This is a genomic window from Nonomuraea sp. H19, from assembly GCF_052068215.1.
Taxonomy (GTDB): Bacteria; Actinomycetota; Actinomycetes; order Streptosporangiales; family Streptosporangiaceae; genus Nonomuraea.
In genome coordinates this window covers 89,797-109,599 of sequence record NZ_JBQHCV010000018.1, presented here as the reverse complement: position 1 = coordinate 109,599, position 19,803 = coordinate 89,797, and the positions used below count along the sequence as shown (strand labels likewise).

At 70.6% G+C, this 19,803-nt stretch carries 20 protein-coding genes; 10 read left to right on the top strand and 10 right to left on the bottom strand.

All coding sequences use genetic code 11. The features are described from left to right. Positions 1–6 precede the first annotated feature (6 nt). The 3 genes from ACTMTI_RS34585 (at position 7) to amaB (ending at position 3,733) form a co-directional block, all read left to right on the top strand. On the top strand, positions 7–933 hold the full coding sequence (locus ACTMTI_RS34585) for a LysR family transcriptional regulator (protein WP_441124872.1): 927 nt from the start codon (positions 7–9) through the stop codon (positions 931–933). A 92-nt stretch (positions 934–1,025) separates the two neighbouring features. Continuing rightward, the gene (locus ACTMTI_RS34580) at positions 1,026–2,180 is read left to right on the top strand and encodes an NAD(P)/FAD-dependent oxidoreductase (protein ID WP_441124871.1); all 1,155 of its coding nucleotides are present in this window, start codon (positions 1,026–1,028) and stop codon (positions 2,178–2,180) included. Between the two features lie 26 nt (positions 2,181–2,206). Continuing rightward, on the top strand, positions 2,207–3,733 hold the full coding sequence (amaB, locus tag ACTMTI_RS34575; RefSeq protein ID WP_441124870.1) for an L-piperidine-6-carboxylate dehydrogenase: 1,527 nt from the start codon (positions 2,207–2,209) through the stop codon (positions 3,731–3,733). Positions 3,734–3,768: 35 nt separating this feature from the next. Here the strand turns inward: amaB and ACTMTI_RS34570 are convergent, their stop codons facing one another. From ACTMTI_RS34570 to ACTMTI_RS34560, 3 genes are read right to left on the bottom strand one after another with little or no spacing between them, the layout of a single operon-like run. Next, positions 3,769–4,584, bottom strand: a complete 816-nt coding sequence (locus ACTMTI_RS34570) for an ABC transporter permease (RefSeq protein ID WP_441124869.1) — start codon at positions 4,582–4,584, stop codon at positions 3,769–3,771. Further along, on the bottom strand, positions 4,541–5,350 hold the full coding sequence (locus ACTMTI_RS34565; RefSeq protein ID WP_441124868.1) for an ABC transporter ATP-binding protein: 810 nt from the start codon (positions 5,348–5,350) through the stop codon (positions 4,541–4,543). The genes ACTMTI_RS34570 and ACTMTI_RS34565 overlap by 44 nt, the downstream gene beginning before the upstream one ends. Continuing rightward, entirely contained in the window at positions 5,350–6,969 is a 1,620-nt protein-coding gene (locus ACTMTI_RS34560; protein WP_441124867.1) for an APC family permease, read from the bottom strand. Before ACTMTI_RS34560 ends, ACTMTI_RS34565 begins: the two co-directional genes overlap by 1 nt. A gap of 182 nt (positions 6,970–7,151) precedes the next feature. Between ACTMTI_RS34560 and ACTMTI_RS34555 the strand changes: the two genes are divergently transcribed. Beyond that, positions 7,152–8,543: an amino acid permease gene (locus ACTMTI_RS34555; protein WP_441124866.1), complete on the top strand. Its 1,392-nt coding sequence runs from the start codon at positions 7,152–7,154 to the stop codon at positions 8,541–8,543. A gap of 126 nt (positions 8,544–8,669) precedes the next feature. Continuing rightward, positions 8,670–9,170, top strand: coding sequence for a MarR family winged helix-turn-helix transcriptional regulator (locus tag ACTMTI_RS34550; protein WP_441124865.1), 501 nt, complete (start codon positions 8,670–8,672; stop codon positions 9,168–9,170). Between the two features lie 67 nt (positions 9,171–9,237). On the opposite strand, the gene ACTMTI_RS34545 is transcribed toward ACTMTI_RS34550, so the two are convergent. Beyond that, a complete protein-coding gene (locus tag ACTMTI_RS34545; RefSeq protein ID WP_441124864.1) occupies positions 9,238–9,612 on the bottom strand; it encodes an STAS domain-containing protein in 375 nt (124 codons plus the stop codon). 936 nt (positions 9,613–10,548) lie between these two features. On the opposite strand from ACTMTI_RS34545, the gene ACTMTI_RS34540 reads away from it, so the two are divergent. After that, positions 10,549–10,890, top strand: a complete 342-nt coding sequence (locus tag ACTMTI_RS34540; RefSeq protein ID WP_441124863.1) for a histone-like nucleoid-structuring protein Lsr2 — start codon at positions 10,549–10,551, stop codon at positions 10,888–10,890. Positions 10,891–11,464: 574 nt separating this feature from the next. On the opposite strand, the gene ACTMTI_RS34535 is transcribed toward ACTMTI_RS34540, so the two are convergent. Then, positions 11,465–12,640 (bottom strand): RNA-guided endonuclease InsQ/TnpB family protein, encoded by a 1,176-nt coding sequence (locus ACTMTI_RS34535; protein ID WP_441124862.1) that lies wholly within the window; start codon positions 12,638–12,640, stop codon positions 11,465–11,467. Here ACTMTI_RS34535 and tnpA point away from each other — a divergent pair. Then, positions 12,633–12,926, top strand: a complete 294-nt coding sequence (gene tnpA / locus ACTMTI_RS34530; protein WP_441124861.1) for an IS200/IS605 family transposase — start codon at positions 12,633–12,635, stop codon at positions 12,924–12,926. The genes ACTMTI_RS34535 and tnpA overlap by 8 nt on opposite strands. On the opposite strand, the gene ACTMTI_RS34525 is transcribed toward tnpA, so the two are convergent. Genes ACTMTI_RS34525 through ACTMTI_RS34515 form a run of 3 tightly spaced genes read right to left on the bottom strand, consistent with a single transcriptional unit; the run spans position 12,888 to position 15,212 of the window. Continuing rightward, a complete protein-coding gene (locus ACTMTI_RS34525) occupies positions 12,888–13,214 on the bottom strand; it encodes a hypothetical protein (RefSeq protein WP_441124860.1) in 327 nt (108 codons plus the stop codon). The two genes, tnpA and ACTMTI_RS34525, sit on opposite strands and share 39 nt — an antisense overlap. 37 nt (positions 13,215–13,251) lie before the next feature. Beyond that, a complete protein-coding gene (locus ACTMTI_RS34520) occupies positions 13,252–14,034 on the bottom strand; it encodes a class II aldolase/adducin family protein (RefSeq protein WP_441124859.1) in 783 nt (260 codons plus the stop codon). Then, on the bottom strand, positions 14,031–15,212 hold the full coding sequence (locus tag ACTMTI_RS34515; RefSeq protein WP_441124990.1) for a lactate 2-monooxygenase: 1,182 nt from the start codon (positions 15,210–15,212) through the stop codon (positions 14,031–14,033). Before ACTMTI_RS34515 ends, ACTMTI_RS34520 begins: the two co-directional genes overlap by 4 nt. Before the next feature lie 60 nt (positions 15,213–15,272). Between ACTMTI_RS34515 and ACTMTI_RS34510 the strand changes: the two genes are divergently transcribed. Then, positions 15,273–16,415: a PucR family transcriptional regulator gene (locus tag ACTMTI_RS34510; RefSeq protein ID WP_441124858.1), complete on the top strand. Its 1,143-nt coding sequence runs from the start codon at positions 15,273–15,275 to the stop codon at positions 16,413–16,415. Here the strand turns inward: ACTMTI_RS34510 and ACTMTI_RS34505 are convergent. After that, a complete protein-coding gene (locus ACTMTI_RS34505; RefSeq protein WP_441124857.1) occupies positions 16,318–16,782 on the bottom strand; it encodes a hypothetical protein in 465 nt (154 codons plus the stop codon). The genes ACTMTI_RS34510 and ACTMTI_RS34505 overlap by 98 nt on opposite strands. A 157-nt stretch (positions 16,783–16,939) precedes the next feature. Between ACTMTI_RS34505 and ACTMTI_RS34500 the strand changes: the two genes are divergently transcribed. Beyond that, on the top strand, positions 16,940–18,187 hold the full coding sequence (locus tag ACTMTI_RS34500; RefSeq protein ID WP_441124856.1) for a universal stress protein: 1,248 nt from the start codon (positions 16,940–16,942) through the stop codon (positions 18,185–18,187). Positions 18,188–18,243: 56 nt separating this feature from the next. Here the strand turns inward: ACTMTI_RS34500 and ACTMTI_RS34495 are convergent, their stop codons facing one another. Next, positions 18,244–18,837 (bottom strand): TetR family transcriptional regulator, encoded by a 594-nt coding sequence (locus ACTMTI_RS34495; protein ID WP_441124855.1) that lies wholly within the window; start codon positions 18,835–18,837, stop codon positions 18,244–18,246. A gap of 27 nt (positions 18,838–18,864) precedes the next feature. Between ACTMTI_RS34495 and ACTMTI_RS34490 the strand changes: the two genes are divergently transcribed. After that, a complete protein-coding gene (locus ACTMTI_RS34490) occupies positions 18,865–19,728 on the top strand; it encodes an NADPH-dependent F420 reductase (protein ID WP_441124854.1) in 864 nt (287 codons plus the stop codon). Positions 19,729–19,803 lie beyond the last annotated feature (75 nt).

Genomic DNA, 19,803 nt, shown 5'->3' with positions numbered 1-19,803 from the left:
CTGCTCATGCTCAATCCGCTACACCTGCGGACGCTGACCGCCGTGCTGAACGCGGGCTCGTTCGCCGCCGCCGCCAGGCGGCTCGGCTACACGGGATCCGCGGTCTCGCAGCAGATCGCGGCGCTGGAGCGGGCGGTCAGGATGCCGCTGTTCGAGCGCGGGGCCCAGACCATCACGCCGACGCCGACCGCCCGCTACCTCGTGCTGCGGGCCTACGACGTGCTGGCCGCGCTGGACGCGCTGGAAGAGGAGGTCCGCGGCATGTCCGAGGGCACCATCGGCCGGCTCAGGCTGGGCAGCTTCCCCACCGCGAGCCAGCGGCTGCTGCCGCTCGCGCTGGCCTCGTACGCCCAGACGCACCCGGCGGTGGAGACCCTGCTCGACGAGGGCGAGCCCGACGAGCTGATCCCCCTGGTCCGCGCGGGAGAGCTCGACCTGGCCCTGGTCTACCGCTACGACCTGGCGCCCCGGGCCTGGCCGCGGGAGCTGCAGGAGATCGGCCTGCTGGAGGAGGAGCTGCTGCTCCTGTTGCCCGAGCGGCATTCGGTGGCCGCCGCCGAGCGGGTCGCGCTCGACGACCTCAAGCACGAGACGTGGGTGTCCACCCGGGAGGGCACCGCCGGGGCGTCCTGCCTGCGCCGGTTGTGCGCGCTGGCGGGCTACGAGCCGCAGGTCGACTACCGCAGCAACGACTACGCCGTCATCAGCGGGTTCGTCCGCTCCGGCCTCGGCGTCGCGCTCGTCCCGGCGCTCGCGCACCAGCCCGGCGAGGGCGTGGTCGCGGCCAGGCAGGACGATGTGCACGCCCGCAGGCGGATCACCGCCGTGCACCGGACGGCGAGCGCGAACCCGGTGGTGACCGGCGCGGTGTGGGCCCTGCGGCAGGCCGCGGCCCTGCTGAGCGACGGCCTCCCCAGCGTAAGAAGTTCTTGAGCCATGCCGACAAACCACAGGGCTTGACCGCTTCCTCCGGATCTGTCCGATCCGCGATGCTGGATGCGGTGCCTGGTGAAAGGAATCGATCAATGGGACGGGTGCTGCCCTCACATGCCTCGGTGGTCATCATCGGTGGCGGCGCCATGGGCGTCAGCTCGGCGTACGCGCTGGCCGCGGCCGGGGTGAGCGACGTGGTCCTGATCGACAAGGGGCCGCTGGGCTCCGGCTCGACCTCGAAGGCGGCCGGGGGCGTGCGCGCGCAGTTCTCCGACCGGGTCAACATCGAGCTCGCCGTACGCAGTCTGGAGACGTTCGAGACCTTCGCCGAACGCTTCGGCCAGGAGATCGACCTGCACAAGCCGGGCTACCTGTTCCTGCTGGACTCGCCCGAGTCGGTCGCCGAGTTCGAGCGGAACGTCGCCGTCCAGAACGACCTGGGTGTGCCCAGCCGGATGATCTCGGTGCGGGAGGCCATGGAGCTGTCGCCGCTGATCGACCCCGACGGGCTGCTCGCCGCCGCCTACTCCTCCACCGACGGCCACTGCACGCCCGAGTCCGTGGTGCTGGGCTACGCCGGCGCGGCCCGGCGGCTGGGCGCGCGGCTGCTGCCCAACTGCGCCGCGACCGGCATCGAAACGGTGGACGGCCGCATCGTCGCCGTCGAGACCGAGGGCGGCCGCATCGAGACCGGCGCCGTGATCTGCGTGGCCGGCGCCTGGTCGCGGCCGATCGGCGCGTGGGCAGGCGTGGACCTGCCGGTGACGCCGCTGCGCAGGCAGATCCTGGTCACCGAGCCGATCCCCGGCGTGCCGCCGACCGCGTTCACCATCGACTTCGGCACCACGTTCTACTTCCACCGCGAGGGTCCGGGGCTGCTCCTCGGCATGTCCGACCCCGACGAGACCCCGGGATTCAAGCTCGACCGGTCCGACGCCTGGCTGCCGCGGCTGGGCGAGGCCATGGCCCGCCGCGCCCCGGCGCTGATGGAGACCGGCATCGCCACCGGCTGGGCCGGGCTGTACGAGGTGACGCCGGACCACAACGCGCTCATCGGCACCGCCCCTGACGTCGACCGGTTCATCTACGCCACCGGGTTCTCCGGCCACGGCTTCCTGATGTGCCCGGCCGTCGGGGAGGTGGTCCGCGACCTCTACCTGGGCCGGGCGCCGTTCGTGGACGTCTCCGGCTTCGACGCGGGCCGCTTCGCCCTGGCCGGGTCCAGGCCAGAGCTCAACATCGTCTGACGCATCGTCTGATAAAGGAGAACCTGATGGTGACCACGCTGCCCGGCGCCGACGAGCTGGCCGCGATGGCGCGCGAGACCGCCAAGCGCTGCGGTGCGGACGCGCCGGACGGCGACGTCGCGACCACCTCACCGATCAACGGCAGGCGGCTGGCCACCGTGGAGTGGGTGGCCGCGGGCGCCGTCGATGACGCCGTCGTGCGGGCGCGGGAGGCGTTCCTGGCCTGGCGGACGGTGCCCGCGCCCGCGCGGGGCGCGCTGGTGAAGCGGCTCGGCGAGCTGCTGTCCGAGCACAAGGCGGACCTCGCCACGCTGATCAGCCTGGAGGTCGGGAAGATCACCTCCGAGGCGCTCGGCGAGGTCCAGGAGATGATCGACATCTGCGACTTCGCGGTGGGCCTGTCCCGCCAGTTGTACGGGCGCACGATCAGCTCCGAGCGGCCCGGCCACCGGCTCATGGAGACCTGGCATCCGCTGGGCGTCGTCGGCGTGATCAGCGCCTTCAACTTCCCGGCCGCGGTCTGGTCGTGGAACACGGCGATCGCCCTGGTGTGCGGCGACCCGGTCGTCTGGAAGCCGTCGGAGCTGGCACCGCTGACCGCCCTGGCCTGCGCGGCCCTGCTGGAGCGGGCCGCGGCCGAGCAGGGCGCGCCCGCGTACCTGAGCCAGGTCCTGATCGGCGGCCCCGACGTGGGCGAGGCGCTCGTGGACCACCCGGGCATCGCCCTGGTCAGTGCCACCGGCTCGACCCGCATGGGCCGCGCGGTGGGGCCGCGGGTCGCCGCCAGGTTCGGGCGGTCGCTGCTGGAGCTCGGCGGGAACAACGCGGCCGTGGTGTGCCCGTCGGCGGACCTGGACCTGGCCACGCGCGGCATCGTGTTCTCCGCCGCCGGGACGGCGGGCCAGCGGTGCACCACCATGCGCCGCGTCATCGCCCACACCGACGTCGCGGACGCGCTCGTCGAGCGCCTCGCCGGCGTCTACGGGCGGCTGCCGATCGGCGACCCGATGGCGCCGGGCACCCTGGTCGGGCCGCTCGTCAACGGGCGGGCGCACGCGGCCATGCGCGCCGCGCTGGAGGCCGCCGTGGAGCAGGGCGGCACGCTGGTGGCCGGCGGCGGACGCCGGTTCGCCGACCAGGCGCCCGACGCCTTCTACGCCGAGCCGGCGCTGGTGCGGATGAGCGAGCAGACCCCGATCGTGACCGAGGAGACGTTCGCCCCCATCCTGTACGTCCTGCCGTACGAGACCCTGGAGGAGGCCATCGCGCTCAACAACGCGGTGCCGCAGGGCCTGTCGTCCAGCATCTTCACCCGTGACCAGGCCGAGGCGGAGCTGTTCATGTCGCCCGAGGGCTCCGACTGCGGGATCGTCAACGTCAACATCGGCACCTCCGGGGCCGAGATCGGCGGCGCGTTCGGCGGCGAGAAGGAGACCGGCGGCGGCCGCGAGTCGGGCTCGGACGCCTGGCGCGGCTACATGCGCCGGGCGACGAACACGATCAACTACTCCGGCCGGCTGCCGCTCGCCCAGGGGGTGGAGTTCAGCGTCTGACAGGTGCGCCGGCGCTGCGGAAGCCGGCGGCCGCGTCAGCGGCTCAGCCGGCCCAGCAGGGCCGAGGCCGCCGCGACGCCCACCGCCAGCGCGACGGCCAGCACGGTCACGTCCAGGCCCAGGTGGCTGGGTGTGCCGAGGAGGAGCCCGCGCAGGGCGTCCACCTGGTAGCCGAGCGGGTTCACCCGGTTGATCGCCTGGAGCCAGGACGGCATCAGATCGACGGGGTAGAGCGCGTTCGAGCCGAAGAAGAGCGGCATCGTGATCGCCTGGCCGATGCCCATGACGCGTTCGCGGCTCAGGGCCAGGCCGGCGATCACGATCGACAGGCACGCGAAGAAGCCAGCGCCGAGCACCAGCACCAGGAGGGCGGCGATGATGCGGAGCGGGTTCGCGGTGAGTGCGACGCCCAGCACGGCGGCCAGGATCATCATGACGATCGCCTGGACCACCGCGCGCACCCCCGCGGCGAAAGCCTTGCCGGTCACCAGCGCCGCGCGCGGAATCGGGGTGACGAGCAGTTTGGTCAGCACCCCGGCGTCCCGCTCCCAGATGATCTGGATGCCGTAGAAGATGGCGATGAACAGCGCGGACTGGGCGAGGATGCCGGGGGCCAGGTAGTCGAGGTAGGGCAGGTTGCCGGTCGGGATCACGTGGATGCGGGTGAAGGTCTCGCCGAACACCAGCAGCCACAGGGCCGGCTGGATCGCCCTGGTGACCAGCTCCGTGCGGTCGTGCCGCAGCTTCTGCAGCTCCACCAGGCACAGCGCCCACACCGGGCCGGCCAGCGTCCGCAACGGAGACAGCTCAGCCGAGCCTGATAGCCGTGCGGCGGGTGCTTCGGATGTCACGGGTGCCTCCCGGCTCGTCGATGGTGTCGCCTGTGTAGGCGCGGAAGACGTCCTCCAGCGACGCCTCGGGCCCCAGCCCGGCCTTGAGCTCGCCGGTGCCGCCGAGCGCGCGGATCCGGCCGAGATGCATGAGCGCGACCCGGTCGCAGTGCTGCTCGGCCTCGTCCATGTAGTGCGTCGTGACGAGCACGGTCATGCCCGTCTCGGCCCGCAGCGCGATGACCCGCTCCCAGACGGTCGCGCGGGCCACCGGGTCGAGCCCGATCGTCGGCTCGTCGAGGACCAGCAGCCGCGGCTCGTTGACCAGGGCCTGGGCCAGCTCCAGACGCCGCATCATGCCGCCCGAGTACGTCCCGGCCAGCCGGTCGGCCGCCTCGAGCAGCCCCATCGCCTCCAGCGCCTGCTCGACCCGGGCGGCGCGCTCGCGCCTGGGCACCCCGAACAGGCGGGTGAACAGGGCGATGTTCTGCCGGCCCGTGAGCGCGCCGTCGGCCGACAGTTGCTGCGGCACGTACCCGACGGCCCGCCGTACGGCCATGCGATCCTTGGCCGGGTCCAGGCCGAAGACGCGCACGCTGCCGGGCGGGCAGGGCAGCAGGGTGACGATCATCCGGATCGTCGTGGTCTTCCCCGCTCCGTTGGGGCCGAGCAGGCCGAACACCTCTCCCGGTGCGACCCGCAGGTCGATGCCGTCGACCGCCGCCTTGTTCCCGAAGGCGTACCGGAGCCCGTCGAGCTCCACCGCCGCCGCGTCGTGCGCTCCCATCAGGCAGCCTCCGCTTCTTGCCCGGCCGACTCCACGTACTGCTGGACGATCCGCCGCGGCAGCGGCCGGGTCAGGGCGAAGGCGTAGATCGCCAGCGCGAAGACGGTCACCGCGAGCATGTCCCAGCCGAACGGCAGGACGCCGCGGCCGTCGAACGACCCGAGGTACGACAGCACCGCCATGCCCGCGAAGTACGGCCACAACCACAGCGACCAGCGCCAGTCGAGCCACGGCCGGTCCGCCGCCGGCAGGACGGCCTGCGAGATCCCGAACACCACGGCGCCGATGGCCACGGCGGCCATCAGGTGCCACACGGTCGTCCATCCGGCCCAGAAGATGAGCAGGCTGGCCATGACGAAGCCGAGCGGCGCCAGCACGCCCGCCGCCGGGAGGCGGAATGGCCGCGGCCGGTCGGGGTCGGTGCGCCGCAACGCGACCAGCGCGATCGGCGCCGGCGCGTACATCAGCACCGCCGCCGAGGTCACGAAGCCGACGAGCTGCTTCCAGCTGGGAAAGGGCAGGAAGATCACCATGCCGATGACGAAACCGCAGACGATGCTCACCAGCGGGATCCCGCGGTTGTTCAGGCCACCGAACGAGCGGGGGATGAAGCGGTCCCGGCCCATGGCGTACAGCAGGCGCGACTGGACGCCGGTGTAGATCAGGCCGGTGCCGGCCGGCGAGACGACCGCGTCGACGTACAGCACGAAGGCCAGCCAGCCCAGCCCGAGCGCGGAGGCGAGGCCGGCGAACGGGCCGAAGGCCCCGGCGAAGCTCAGGTGGGCCCAGCCGTGGCTCAGGTCGGCGGGGCTCAGCGCGCCCAGGAACGTGACCTGGAGCAGCACGTAGACGGCGACGCCGATGAGGATGGACCCGATGACCGCGAACGGCACGTCGCGCCGGGGGTTGCGGCTCTCTCCCGCCATCTGGATGGCCGACTCGAAGCCCAGCAGCGCGAAGACCACGCCGCTGGAGGCCGTCACGGACAGGATCCCCTTGAGCCCTTCGGGGGCGAAGCCGCCGCCGGCGGTGAAGTTGCCCGCCCGGAACGCCAGGAGGAGCAGCACGATGATCGTCAGGATCGGCACCGCGGTCTTCCACCACACCGTCCAGGTGTTGGTCTCGGCGAACAACCGCACCCCCTTGACGTTGATCACCGAGAAGGCCAGCATCAGCACGGTCGCCACGGCGTACCCTCCGGGGCTCAGCACCGCGGTGTCGCCGGAGGTGCGCATGAGCCAGGGCAGGTAGTTGGCGGCGTACTGCAGGGCCGCCTCCACCTCGATCGGCGCGAGCGCGACCGAGTAGATCCAGCTCACCCAGCCGACCGTGTACCCGCCCAGGCCGCCGAAGGCGAAGTGCGAGAAGCGCGCCGTGCCTCCCGCCGTGGGGTAGGCGCCGCCGAGCTCGGCGTGAATGAGGGCCAGCAGGACGATCCCGACACCCGCCACGAGCCAGGAGATCACCGCCGCGGGGCCGGCGCCCTGCGCGGCGTAGAGTGCGCCGAACAGCCAGCCGGAGCCGATGATCGACCCGAGGGAGAAGAACATCAGCGGGACCAGGCCGACCTCGCGCCGGAGCCTGCCCTCGCCGGCCGGGCGGACCTGCTGTTGCACCATGGTCGTCCTCCTTCACGTCGCGCTCGCCACGCGGGGTGATCCCGATTCGGCGGATCGGCTCAACTGTGCGGCGCGGGAAATGAGACGACGATGAGAAGGCGCAGCTCAGCCCCGGCCTCCGCGGCGACGGGGCGAGCGTAGGAACCCGCCCCAGGGGCAGGACACGCGGGAGGAGGGGTGTCATGGTGTCCTCGCAGAGCGTGTTCAGACGCAAACCCGTGGAGCAGATCGCCGCCGAGCACGAAGGGGAGCTGACCCGCACGCTCGGCCTGTGGCAGCTCACCGCCATCGGCGTCGGCGGCATCATCGGCGCGGGCATCTTCGCGCTCGCCGGCGCGGTCGCCAACCAGACGGCGGGGCCGGCCGTGCTCCTCTCGTTCCTCATCGCCGGGGTCGCCAGCGCGGCCGCCGCCTTCTCGTACGCCGAGTTCGCCGGGCTCATCCCGAAGGCCGGGTCCGCCTACACCTACGGCTACGCGGTCCTCGGCGAGATCGTGGGCTGGTTCATCGGCTGGGACCTGCTGCTGGAGTACACCGCCATCGTCGCGGTCGTGGCCATCGGCATCTCCGGCTATTTCGGCTTCCTCGTGCAGCAGTTCGGCGTCCAGCTGCCCGCCTGGATGCTCGGCGCGCCCGGCACCGGCGAGGGGCGCGTCGTCGACCTGTTCGCGGTGCTCCTGTGCCTGCTGATCGCCTACCTGCTGAACCTCGGCATCAAGAGCGCGGCCAGGTTCGAGACGTTCGTGGTGGCGATCAAGGTCGCCGTGGTGCTGCTGGTGATCGTGGTCGGCTTCTTCTACGTGAACACCGCCAACTACACGCCGTTCTTCCCCTTCGGCGTCGGCGGCGCGATCACCGGCGCGGCCACCGTGTTCTTCGCCGTCTTCGGCTACGACGCCATGAGCACCGCCGCCGAGGAGTCGAAAGACGCCAAGCGGCACATGCCCAGGGCCATCGTCTACTCGCTGATCATCTCCATGATCTTGTACGTGCTCGCCACGCTCGTGCTCACCGGCATGCAGAGCTACCGGGAGATCGACCCCGAGAGCGGCTTCTCCTCGGCCTTCGCCTCCGTCGGGCTGTCGGGGCTGGCGACCCTGATCGCGGTGGGTGCCATCATCGGCATCCTGACCGTCATGTTCACGTTCATGCTCGGCGTGACCCGGGTCTGGTTCTCCATGAGCCGCGACGGGCTGCTGCCCCAATGGTTCGCCAAGCTGCACCCGGTACGCCGCGTGCCCTCGCGCGTCACCTGGATCGTGGGCGCCGGCTCGGCGCTGATCGCCGGGTTCCTGCCCATCAGGGAGGCGGCCGAGCTGACCAACATCGGGATCCTGCTGGCGTTCGTGGTGGTGTGCGTGGCGGTGATCGTACTGCGCTACCGTCACCCCGAGCTGCCCAGGTCCTTCCGCACCCCGGGGATGCCCGTGGTCCCGGCGATCGGGGTGCTGTTCTCCCTCTGGCTGATCACGTTCCTGGACCCGACGACGTGGCTGCGGTTCGGCGTCTGGTTCCTGCTGGGGCTGGTCGTCTACTTCGCCTACAGCCGCCGGCATTCCGAGCTCCACGCATAGCGGCCCCGAGTCGATCTGGTCCTCATATGACGACCGCCATCATCGGGAGCAGCGCGCTATCACGTGCCGCCACGTCCTGAGACTTTCGCGTGCATCGCGGCCGCCGTCAGCGTGTAAAAAGTCACCATGGAACAGCACCCTCCGGGCCGGGTGAACGCCGAGGATCTCGGCGCGGTCATCTCGGCGGTCATCACCGGGTCACGGCTGCTGGTGGCCATCACCGCCCGCTCCCTGTCGGCCGCCCAGGACCGGGTGACGCTCCCTCAGCTACGCATGCTGGTCGTGCTGTCCGCGCACGGCGAGACCAAGCTCGTCACCATGGCCGACCTGCTCGACGTGAACAGCTCCACGGCGATGCGGATGGCCGACCGCCTGGTCAGCGCGGGGCTGATCGTCCGCCAGGTCAACCCGCACAACCGTCGCGAGAGCCTCATGCGCCTCACTCCCGAGGGACGGCGGCTCGTCGACGAGGTGACCGCGCGGCGCCGCGAGGAGATCGCCGCCATCGTCTCCCGCATGACGCCCGAGCAGTGCCAGGCCCTCATCTCCGCGATGAACGCCTTCAACGAGGCAGGCGGAGAACCCCCGGCGACTCTGCGCTATCCCCTCGGCTGGCCCGACCAATAGGCGAACTCATCTCGGGCGCGGGGACCGCCGTCACCCTTTCGCTCCAGCGGACCGCCTGCCAACGGCGCTACGGGCGGAAACCGGTGAGCTCGGCGAGGGCGTCGTCAACGGACGGGAACAGCTCGAGTAAGCCGTCCTCCTGGCCGGGCAGCACGCCACCGCCTGTGACGATCAGGCGTCCACCGGACGCCTTGGCGTGCCTGTCGGCCGACAGCAGGATGTCGCGACCGTACATGTCGGCCGCCGTAAGGCCCTCGACGTCCACGACGAGCAACGGCGGAATCCTGGCCACGAGCACTTTGACCAGGTACTGCTGGAGAACCAGGCACGCCACTCCCTCGAGCCGCCCGGTCAACGACAGCAGCACGACGTTCCCATGCTTGTCGAGCCGGATGTCGAACTCGGGGTCCGCCTCGTGGATGCCTGGTTCCGTGGGATTCATGACGACCGCCCATGGCGGGCATGCCCCGCCATGTCGTGGAGGAAAGGGGACAGACAGGTCATCCGGATGCTCTCTCTGGGCAGCACGATCCGACATGCCGACCAGACTTCCCGGCTCACCTGATCAGACGATAGCAGTCCCTTGCTCTGTGCAACGGAGCGCATCCGACAACGCCCAGGGCTCGTGCGAGCTTTCACGGCGGCCCTGACCGAGGGAGCGTCCGGCACATAGCGGGGGTGCCGGCCATTCACGCTCCCCTGACATTCCCCGGCAACCTGCCAGTCGCCGCCCGCCGGGGCGCGTATGATTCATGGCGCCTCAGGCAAGGGACGCTGACATTCCCTTTCACCGCTCCCGCCGGAGCGCCCGTCTCGGCCGCGGTGACCGCGCTCGCCGATATTGCTACTACTGGGCGGGCATTGAATTCAACTTCAACACCATGGATCTCGCCGCCATTGACCCTCAGGGGGGATACGCGCTCGACCGCAATCCCGGGAGCGGGAGTCGGACCGGGAGATCAGCGTGGACGCGGGCAACCGCGGCAAGCGCCTTCGTCCCCGGCCGAGGCGCTTCACGTGGCCGGAGAGCCGATGACCTCGGATATCGAGGCGCAGGCGCCGCACCCGTACGAGGCCGGCCATTATCCATGGTCCATGACTGCTCAGGAGGGGGCAGAGCATACCGCGTGCCGGTCTCGGAGACGCGGCCCGTACGAGCATGGGATTGAGATGTCCCCGGCCCGGCCATGGGGGCGGAGGCTCATGATGAATGCCCGGCTCGGGAACCGCGACAACCGCCGGCACATAGGCGGCCAACTACGTGGTCCAGGGCCACTTCGCGGATCTTCATTTCGAGGGCGGGAAACCTCCGGGCGATGCATAATGTGCTGAAGGGCGCTACAGTTCCCGCAACCATAACGTAATTTGGAGCATCATCATGGCGAAGCGCATCGTTGAATCCTTTATCGATGACATCGACGGCAGCGACGCGGAGGGAACCACAACGTTCGCTCTCGACGGCACGGCCTACGAGATCGACCTATCGGGCGAGAACAGGGAGAAGTTGGAGAAGGCCCTCGCCCCCTTCATCACCAAGGCCCGCGCCGTCCGCGCCGAGCGCGGCGTTCGCGGCCGGCGCGCAGTCGTCGGCTCGGCCCGGGCCATAAGCCGTGAAAAGTCCACTGAGATCAGGCGGTGGGCCAAGGACCAGGGCCTGCCGGTGAGCGAGCGAGGCCGCATCGCCGCCACCGTCGTGAAGCAGTACGAAGCAGCCCACTGAGCGACCGACTGCCCAAGCCCGGCACCGCAGCCGCCCAGCCAAGTGCTCGGTTGAGGAGTCGCCACCTCTCGGCCGCGGCTTGGGCGCGCTGGAACATCCCGCACGGCGGGACTCAGCCGAGCGCGGCGCACCGCCGCGGTGAGACTACCGCCCGCTCCCGTCGTCCTGCCCCTGGCCATGATCGTCGATCCGCTCTCGCGGGGCGGGCAGGCCGCAGGACCGGTCCGCGCCGCCGGCATCACCGCCACACCGCTGCACTACAGCCGGCTGCCCCTGCTCCGCACGTGCGGCGCCGGTAGCGTTCCTTGCCCTGGCCGCCGCGAGCGGCGCCGGCCGGCCGTGCGCGCCTCAACGGCGAGACCCGCTCGATCCAGGTGCGGTGCTAGGCGGTCAACAATCCGCTTGCCGCACCGGCAGGATCACTGCGGACGTGTGCGCGGGATCGTGGAACACCTTCTGGTCCGCGGCGCGGAGGGTGGCGGCGGTAGCCCTGGGTTCGCCGGTGCCCGGATTCCGGTTTTGACGTGCTCCTCGGCGTGAACGCCGGGGATTCAGCCTGTGCCACGTGGTGGTGTCATGCGGCACTTCTGTGGCTTCCTGTTTCATCGGCCGGGCCGTTCCGTCCGCGCTTTCGCGCAGGCGGCCTGGTCTTACCAGCCTCCGCAGGCGTTTTGGGTCTCCGCTTCCCGCCCATCTCAGATGCGGGTTTCCGTCCAGCGGCGACCTGCCGCCGTCCGGCGGTCAGGATGTTGATCGCGGCGTTGATGTCCCGGTCATGGAGAGCGCCACACGCGCACGTCCATTCCCGCACCGTCAGCGGCATCGCCCCGGCGATGGTGCCGCAGGCCGAGCACAGCTTGGAGGAGGGGAAGAACCGATCGACCCGGACGAAGGTCCGGCCATACAGCTTCGCCTTGTACTCCAGCATGCCGGTGAACTGTGACCAGCCCGCGTCATGCACGCTCTTGGCCAGCCTGGTGCGCGCCAGTCCCTTCACGGCCAGGTCCTCCACGACCACCGTTTGGTTCTCACGGATGATGCGGGTGGAGGTCTGGTGATGGAACTCACGGCGCGCGTCGGCGACCTTGGCATGCTGGCGGGCAACCTGGATGCGGGCTCTGGCCCGGTTCTTCGACCCTTTCTCCTTCCGCGACAGGGCTTTGTGCAACCTCTTGAGTTTCTTCTCCGCCCGGCGCGGAAACCTGGGTGAGGTGATCTTCCGGCCGTTCGACAGCACCGCGAAATGCGACAGCCCCAGATCGATCCCTGCCTCGGCGCTGGTGGCCGGGAGCGGGCCGGCGGCCACCTCGACCACGAACGAGGCGAAATACCGCCCCGCCGCGTCCTTGACCACCGTCACGCTGGACGGCTCGCACGGCAGGCTGCGCGACCAGCGCACCGCCACATCCCCGATCTTCGGCAGGCGAAGCTTGCCGCCCTCGGTGATGGCGAAGCGGGCGTTCTTGGTGAACCGGATGGCCTGCCTGCTGTCCTTGCGTGAGCGGAAACGGGGCTGCCCCAGCCTCGGACCCTTGCGCCTGCCGGTGAGCGAGGCGAAGAAGTTACCGAACGCCGCGCAGGCATCTGCCAGGGCCTGCTGCAGCACGACGGCCGACACCTCGCCCAGCCAGGCCCGCTCGGGAGTCTGCTTGGCCGCCGTGATCACCCGGCGGGACAGTTCCGCATCGGAGATGAACGGCAGAGCATCGGCGTGGGCCTGATTGCGCAGCGCGATCGCGTCGTTGAACACCACCCGGGCGTGCGCCGACTTCGAAACCGAACCGCGAGAGTTCAACGGCGAGGCCCATCACGTGCACCCGCTGGTGAACCTCCCGCCCAAGATCGCCTTGTCCAAGCTGGTCAACAGCCTCAAAGGCGTCTCCTCCCGTCGAATGCGGCAGGAGTCCCCCGAACTGGCCGCCCACTACTACCGGGCCGCCAAACTGTGGTCAGGCTCGTACCTCGCCGGAAGCGTCGGCGGCGCGCCCATCAGCGCCCTACGCCAGCACATCGAGCAGCAGAACCGACCCGTCTGAGCCGGGACACCGGTCCGCCTTGACGGCAAAACCGCTGTTCTTGTCCCGCTCCAGCGCGGTCGTGGTGTAGGTCAGCACGTCCGGCCGGGCCTCCAACGCGGTGTTGTCGACGCGGCCCGCCTTGACGCCCATGGCCAGGCGGACCCCGCCGGCCGCGGGGGTCGGATCCGCCGGGTCGTAGCGGAAGCCGGACGGCGCCCTGGCCGCCGGGCGGCCCGGCGGCCAGGGCGCCGTCCGGTTGGAGGTGGAAGAAGTTATACACCTGCGAAGAAATACACAAGTGTGCATTTTCGAGTGGGGTTCAGCCGCTCCCGCGCCGCATCGGTCAGTCGAACATGTCGGGATCGGTGCGGACGATCTGGTCGTAGAGGGGCTGGAAGCTGATCCAGCCGACCAGGTCGTTGCCGATCTGCCCGTGGGTGAGCTTGGCCTGGTCATGGTCGATGGACACGGTCGGGCCCGCCGCCTTGGCCAGCAGCTGGGCCTGGCACGAGCGCTCCATCGTGATGAACCACCAGGCGGCGGCGTCGACCGAGTCGCCCACGGTCAGCAGGCCGTGGTTGCGGAGGATGACCGCCTTGTGCGAGCCGAGGGCATTGGCGATCCTGCGGCCCTCCTCGGTCTCCAGCACCACGCCGGTGTAGTCGTCGAACAGGCCATGATCTTCGTAGAAGGCGCAGGCGTCCTGGGTCAGCGGCTCCAGCAGGGTGCCGAGTGAGGACAGCGCCTTGCCGTACACCGAGTGGGAGTGGGCGGCGGCGACCGCGTCGGGGCGGGCCTGGTGAATCATCGCGTGGATCGCGAAGGCCGCCTGGTTGACGTGGTACCTGCCGTGGACCACCTGGCCCTGGTGGTTGACCAGAATCAGATCGCTCACCTTGATGTGCTTGAAGCTCATGCCGAACGGGTTGACCCAGAAGTGGTCGGTGTGCTCGGGGTCGCGGGCGGTGATGTGCCCGGCCACGCCCTCCTCGAAGCCGAACCTGCCGAACAGGCGCAGCGCGGCGACCAGGCGCTCCTGGCGGTGGCGGCGCTCGTCCTCCACGTTGTCGAACGTCTGGGGAAGACGGAACGTCAGCTGGTCGGCAGGGATCGGTTCCAGGTTCATCGGGTCTCCAGCACTGAGGGATCGAGGTCGGCCGGGGAGCGGAAGCCCGCCAGGCCCAAGGTGAGGTCGAGTTCGGCGAGCAGGCTCCGCACCACGTGCCGGACCCCGTCCTCACCGCCGCATGCCAGCCCCCAGATGTAGGGGCGGCCGAGCAGTACGGCACGCGCCCCGAGGGCGAGGGCCTTGAAGACGTCGGCTCCTGTGCGGATCCCGGAGTCGAACAGCACGGTCAGCCGGTCGCCCACCGCCGCGGCGACGCCGGGCAGGGCGTCCAGCGAGGCCAGGGCGCCGTCGACCTGACGGCCGCCGTGGTTGGAGACGACGACGCCGTCCATCCCCGCGTCGGCGGCGCGGCGGGCGTCGTCGGGGTGCTGGATGCCTTTGAGAACGATCGGGCCGTCCCAGTTGTCGCGCAGCAGCGGGAGCTGGTCCCAGGTGTGAGCGCGGCCGTTGAACATCGGCGCCCAGGTCATGATCGCCGCGTTGAGGTCTTCCTCGGCCGGGCGGGCCAGCCTGGACCGGAAGACCGGGTCGGACAGCGGGATCGCCAGGCCGGTGCCGCGCAGGAACGGCAGGTAGGCGCGGTCGAGGTCGTTGGGCCGCCAGGCCAGCGTCCAGGTGTCGAGGGTGACGACCAGGGTGTCGTAGCCGCTCTTGCGGGCGCGCTCCAGCAGGCTCAGCGTGACCTCGTCGTCGTGCGGCCAGTAGAGCTGGTACCAGCGGGGACCATCGGCCTCGGCCACCTCCTCCAGCGTGTGGGAGGAGGCGGTGCTCAGGACCGCCGGGATGCCGAGCGAGGCGGCGGCGCGTGCGGTGGCCGGCTCTCCGGACGGGTGCACGATCGACTGCACGCCGATCGGGGCCAGCGCGAGCGGGGCGGGGTAGGTGCGGCCGAACAACTCGGTGGTCAAGTCCCGCTCGGTGGCGTCACGCAGCATCCTGGGGACGATCCGGTGCCGCCCGAACGCGGCACGGTTGGCCGCGGCGGTGTCACCGCTGCCCGCAGAACCCGCCACGTACCAGTAGGCCCCGTCGTCCAGCAGGTCGCGGGCGGCCTCCTGGAGCTTGGCCGGGTCCACCGAGTACGGCGGGAGCGCATCGGTCAGGCCGTTCAGGTAGATCTCGAGCTGGAAGTCGGAGTAGCCCACCGGTCCAGCGTGTCGCCCTGGTTGCCGCATATCAACGTTCACCGAAACCGAATGTCGTTCGTCAGACTGTGCACTGGCACAATCGGAAACGTGGAAGAGCCGGTCGTGCTGCCCGCCCCATCCCCCTCCGCTGCCGAGCCGCGGTTCGCGGCGTTGAGTGCCCGGCTGCTGGAGAAGGCCGACGGGCTGGCCGAGGAGCTGGCCCGGCGGGTACGGGCGGCGGAGGCGGAGCTGGCGGTGGTGCCGCCGGAGGATCTGGCCGCGGTCTGCGCCGAGCAGTTGCGGATGACGCTCACCCACCTGGCGAGCGGCTCGGCGATGTCGACCGCGACCACGAAGGCCAACGCGCGCCGCCGCGCGCACCGGGGTGTGCCCTTGGCCGCGCTGCTGCACAGCTACCGGGTCGGCACCCAGTTCCTGTGGGAGAGCTTCGTCGCCGAGGCCGACGCCGCCGAGCACGCCGTCCTCGTCGAGAGCGCGAGCAGGTTGTGGCTCGGCCTGGAGCGGCTGTCGGAGGCCATCCGCACGGCTTACCGCGAGGCCGAGGCCGAGCGCGACCTGCGTGCCAGGCTCGACCGCGACCTGCTCTTCGACGCTCTTCTCGGCACGGACCCCGTACGGATCCGGGACAGCGCCGACGCGCTGGGCCTGCCCGCCCGGGGCCGCTTTCACGCCATCGCAGCCGAGGTCACCGCCGAACTTCCGCACGGCGCGGTCTGGCGTCACCTGCCCACCGAGCGGCTGGCCGTGCTGTCCCTGCCCGACGCCACTCCGTTCCCTCCGCTCCAGAGTGGCCGCTTCGGCGTGAGCCCCGCCTATGACCAGATCTCCCAGACCGCCTCGGCCCTGCGCCTGGCCCGGCTGGCGCTGGCAGCTGTGCCGCCCGGCACCGAGGGCGTCTCGCACTACGGCGACCACCCGGTCGCCACTTTGATCGCCAGCAGCCCTGAGACGGCCGACGATCTGGCCCGCCGGATCCTCGGCAGGCTGCTCGCGCTGCCCGCCGACGACCGCGACACCCTGCTCGCCACCGCCCACGCCTGGTTCGCCACGGGTGGTTCGACCGGCCGTACTGCCGAGATCCTCTTCTGTCACCGCAACACCGTCCGCTACCGCCTCGGCCGCCTGCAGGCGCTCACCGGCCGCTCCGCCCACCACCCACGCGAGGCGGCCGAACTGTTTCTCGCCCTGGAAGCCGTCCGCGTCCGCGCATTCGGCCCAGGGCCGGCCTGATCGTCCGCGCGTCTTTGCGGTACTGGGGACGGATCGTGCGCAGCGGTGAGGTGATCACCCACAGGAAGGCGAGACATCCGAGGCCCACCGCGACCAGGATCGTGGACCTGATCCCGATCGTCTCCGCCAGCACGCCGCCCAGCCCGCTCGCGGCCATGATGAGACCGATCGTCCCGGCGGCCAGGCCCAGTTCCCTGGCCGGCAGCATCAGCAGCACCGGCCCGGCCATCGAGGTGAACAGATTCAGCGTGGCCGTGCACCCGGCGATTCTGCGCAGCAGAGGATGGCCGAGCACGAAGGCGAGGCCTTCCAGGATCTCGCCGCCGAGCTGGACTTTGGGTCCGCGATCCAGCCGGGGCTCGGTCAATGGACAACAGGTCCAGCCACCAGGCCAAGGGGATCGAGGCCACGGCGAGCATGCGTCCCCAGCCGGTCACGATCATCACGTTGCGCTTGCGCAGCCGGTCCACGACCGCTCCGGCGGGCAACCCGATGACGAGGAACGCGAGCCGACCCTGCACCACGTGCGCACCCTGGTGAAGACCGGCTTCCTGGCCGCCGAACCGAGCCGGCCCGGGCCGCGCGGATCCACCGAGATCCCCTACCGCTCCACCGGCAAGTCGTGGCCCCTGGACACTCGCGAATCCGGCGTGCCCGGAGCCGATGCCGCGATATTCGAGGCGTTCCTGCAGGAGATCAAGCCAGTGGACGTCGAGGAGTCATGGCTGGGCAGGTGGCGCTACGGCTCACCGACGAAGAGCGGGCCGAGTTCCGATCGTCATACCTTGGCGGAGGGCCTGGGGCACTCCCGGCGCCTGCCACGCCCACGGACGACTCGGGCGGCCCAAGATCTGACCAGGAAAGGTGAAAACCTTCAAGACCGGGCCATCACGCCCTCCCCAACCGCGCCGCGCTCCGCCAAGAGTGGATATGTGAACGAGACAATGGGCGTGGTCATCGGCTACGACGGCTCCGACCACTCGATGCAGGCTCTGGACTGGGCGATGGACGAGGCCGAGCTCCGCAAGCTCCCCCTCACCGTCTGCCACGCGTGGCAGTGGCCGTACGGCGACGGGGATCAAACGGCCCGTGCCTCGCTGCGCCACGCGGCCGAGCACGTGCTGTGGCACGGCGCCGACTGCGCACGAGCCAGTTCACCCGGTCTGGACGTACGAGCCGACCTTTATGAGGGGTCCGCGACCGGGCGGCTGGAGGAGCTGTCAGCCGATGCCGGACTGCTCGTGGTCGGCTCCCGCGGAGTGGGCGCGGTGGCCCAGGCGATGACCGGCTCCGTGGCAGCCCATGCGGCGGCCCACGCGCAGTGCCCGGTCATCGTCGTCCGGGGCAGAGGCCCACTGCCACGCAGGCCTCACCCGGGGCCGATCGTGGTGGGGCTGGCGGACGACGACAAAGCCGACGCGGTGCTCGGCTTCGCCTGCACAGAAGCGGCCATTCGCGGCCTCCCGCTGCTCGTGGTGCACTCCTGGCACCAGCCTCCAGTGGCCTGGGGAGGGACCACGTTCCCGGCCCTCGACCCGCTGGCCGTCCGGGACGCGACCGAGAACTGGCTGGCGCAAGCCCTCATGCCGTGGCGGGAGAAGCAGCCGAAGGTCACGATCGAGGCGCACGCGGCGCAGTCACGGGCGAGCGAGGCGCTGGCCGCCGTCACCGACGCGACCCTGGTGGTCGTCGGGGGCCCGCACGGCTGGTTCGGCTCCGTGACGGCGGCCATGTTGCGGCATGCGCCCTGCCCGGTTGCGATCGTGCGATAGGAGGCCGGTCCGGGTCCGTCGGACATGCCGGGGCCTTCCTCCGAGAGACGCCCTTGTCATCGCGGTGCGAGTGCGGCGAAGGCTTCGTCCAAGAGGTCGACGAGGTGGAGCCGGCCGTCGGAGGCGGTCCAGTGGTCGATGGCGATGTTCAGGCAGTCAAGTGCGGCGGCGGCCTTCACCGACAGGGCCAGGGGCGGGGGCTGCGGTGCGCCGGCGCGTTCGGCGAGGGCCTGAGCCAGGGTGGGGCGCCAGCCGTGCTGCTTTTCCAGGTGCCGCGCGCACAGGGCGGGGGTGTTCTGCACCAGGCGGGTCGTCGCCAGAGCGCCGGCCGGGTCCTGGTGGTAGTGCTCGATGACGGTGTCCAGCGCGCGCCGCAGCGCCGTCCAGTCGTCCTCGTCGGCGGGGCGGGCGCGCAGGGCGTCGGCGACCAGGTCACCCTGCGCGTCGAAGGCGCTCAGGGCGGCTTCCTCCTTGCTGCCGAAGTAGCGCAGGAAGGTGCTGCGGGACACCCCGGCGGCCGCGGCCAGGTCGTTGATGGTGACCTTGTCGAAGCCCTCGCGCAGGAACAGGTCGAAGGCCACCTGGGCGAGCTCGGCCCGGACGGCGGCTCGTGCGATGTCTCTCGTGCTCGTACGCGCTGCTCCGTTCACTCCGCGATCCTACCCCACAATCGACCCATGTTTGCAATACCGACACCGGGTCGCTACCGTGATACTCAGTTTCACAAATTACACCTGGCGTCCGGACGTCCCCGAGGACGCCGCTTCGCCTGCTCAAAACGGAGGCATCGCACCATGACCAAGACTCTCGGATTCATCGGCAGCGGCATGATCGGCAGCGCGGTGGCCCGTCTCGCCGTCGCAGCCGGCCTGGACGTCGTACTGAGCAACTCCCGGGGCCCCGAGACCCTCGCCGACCTCGTCGCCGAGCTCGGTGAGCACTCACGCGCGGCCACGCCCGCCGAGGCCGCGCAGGCCGGCGATCTGGTGGTCGCGACCATCCCGCTGAACGCCTACGACCGGCTGCCCGCCGCGGCCCTGGCGGGCAAGACCGTCATCGACACCATGAACTACTACCCGGACCGCGACGGCCGCATCGCCGAGCTCGACACGGGCGAGCTGACCTCCAGCGCCCTGGTGCAGCGGCACCTGGCCGACTCCCACGTGGTCAAGGCGTTCAACAACATCGACTTCCACCGCCTGTTCACCCTCGCCCGGCCCTCCGGCGCCCCCGACCGCAGCGCCCTGCCCATCGCCGGCGCCGACCAAGCCGCCAAGACGCAGGTAGCGCAGCTACTGGGCACCCTCGGTTACGACGCGGTGGACATCGGAACGCTCGCCGACAGCTGGCGCAGCGAACCGGGCAGCCCCGTCTACGTCCAGCCGTACTTTCCGGCGACCCGGCCGGAGGGGATGAGGGACGAAGAGGCCTTCGGCTGGTTCCTGAGCACCCCAGGGGTCCCGGTGCCCGGCGACCAGGTGAAGAAACTGGCCGGCATGGCGGTCAGGGGCACCGCGGGCGGCTCCTTCGCCACGGACTGAGCCCGGTCATCCGACTGGCTTCGCACGTCATCGCCACCTTTGTCACATGCAGCTTGAACGGCGCCGGCGAATTCA

Bases quoted from the DNA above. Each gene is read 5' to 3' on its own strand.
- ACTMTI_RS34585 (WP_441124872.1), top strand. From the start codon at position 7: ATGCTCAATCCGCTACACCTGCGGACGCTGACCGCCGTGCTGAACGCG.
- ACTMTI_RS34580 (WP_441124871.1), top strand. From the start codon at position 1,026: ATGGGACGGGTGCTGCCCTCACATGCCTCGGTGGTCATCATCGGTGGC.
- amaB (WP_441124870.1), top strand. From the start codon at position 2,207: ATGGTGACCACGCTGCCCGGCGCCGACGAGCTGGCCGCGATGGCGCGC.
- ACTMTI_RS34565 (WP_441124868.1), bottom strand. From the start codon at position 5,350: ATGGGAGCGCACGACGCGGCGGCGGTGGAGCTCGACGGGCTCCGGTAC.
- ACTMTI_RS34560 (WP_441124867.1), bottom strand. From the start codon at position 6,969: ATGGTGCAACAGCAGGTCCGCCCGGCCGGCGAGGGCAGGCTCCGGCGC.
- ACTMTI_RS34555 (WP_441124866.1), top strand. From the start codon at position 7,152: ATGGTGTCCTCGCAGAGCGTGTTCAGACGCAAACCCGTGGAGCAGATC.
- ACTMTI_RS34550 (WP_441124865.1), top strand. From the start codon at position 8,670: ATGGAACAGCACCCTCCGGGCCGGGTGAACGCCGAGGATCTCGGCGCG.
- ACTMTI_RS34545 (WP_441124864.1), bottom strand. From the start codon at position 9,612: ATGAATCCCACGGAACCAGGCATCCACGAGGCGGACCCCGAGTTCGAC.
- ACTMTI_RS34540 (WP_441124863.1), top strand. From the start codon at position 10,549: ATGGCGAAGCGCATCGTTGAATCCTTTATCGATGACATCGACGGCAGC.
- ACTMTI_RS34525 (WP_441124860.1), bottom strand. From the start codon at position 13,214: ATGCACACTTGTGTATTTCTTCGCAGGTGTATAACTTCTTCCACCTCC.
- ACTMTI_RS34520 (WP_441124859.1), bottom strand. From the start codon at position 14,034: ATGAACCTGGAACCGATCCCTGCCGACCAGCTGACGTTCCGTCTTCCC.
- ACTMTI_RS34515 (WP_441124990.1), bottom strand. From the start codon at position 15,212: ATGCGGCAACCAGGGCGACACGCTGGACCGGTGGGCTACTCCGACTTC.
- ACTMTI_RS34490 (WP_441124854.1), top strand. From the start codon at position 18,865: ATGTTTGCAATACCGACACCGGGTCGCTACCGTGATACTCAGTTTCAC.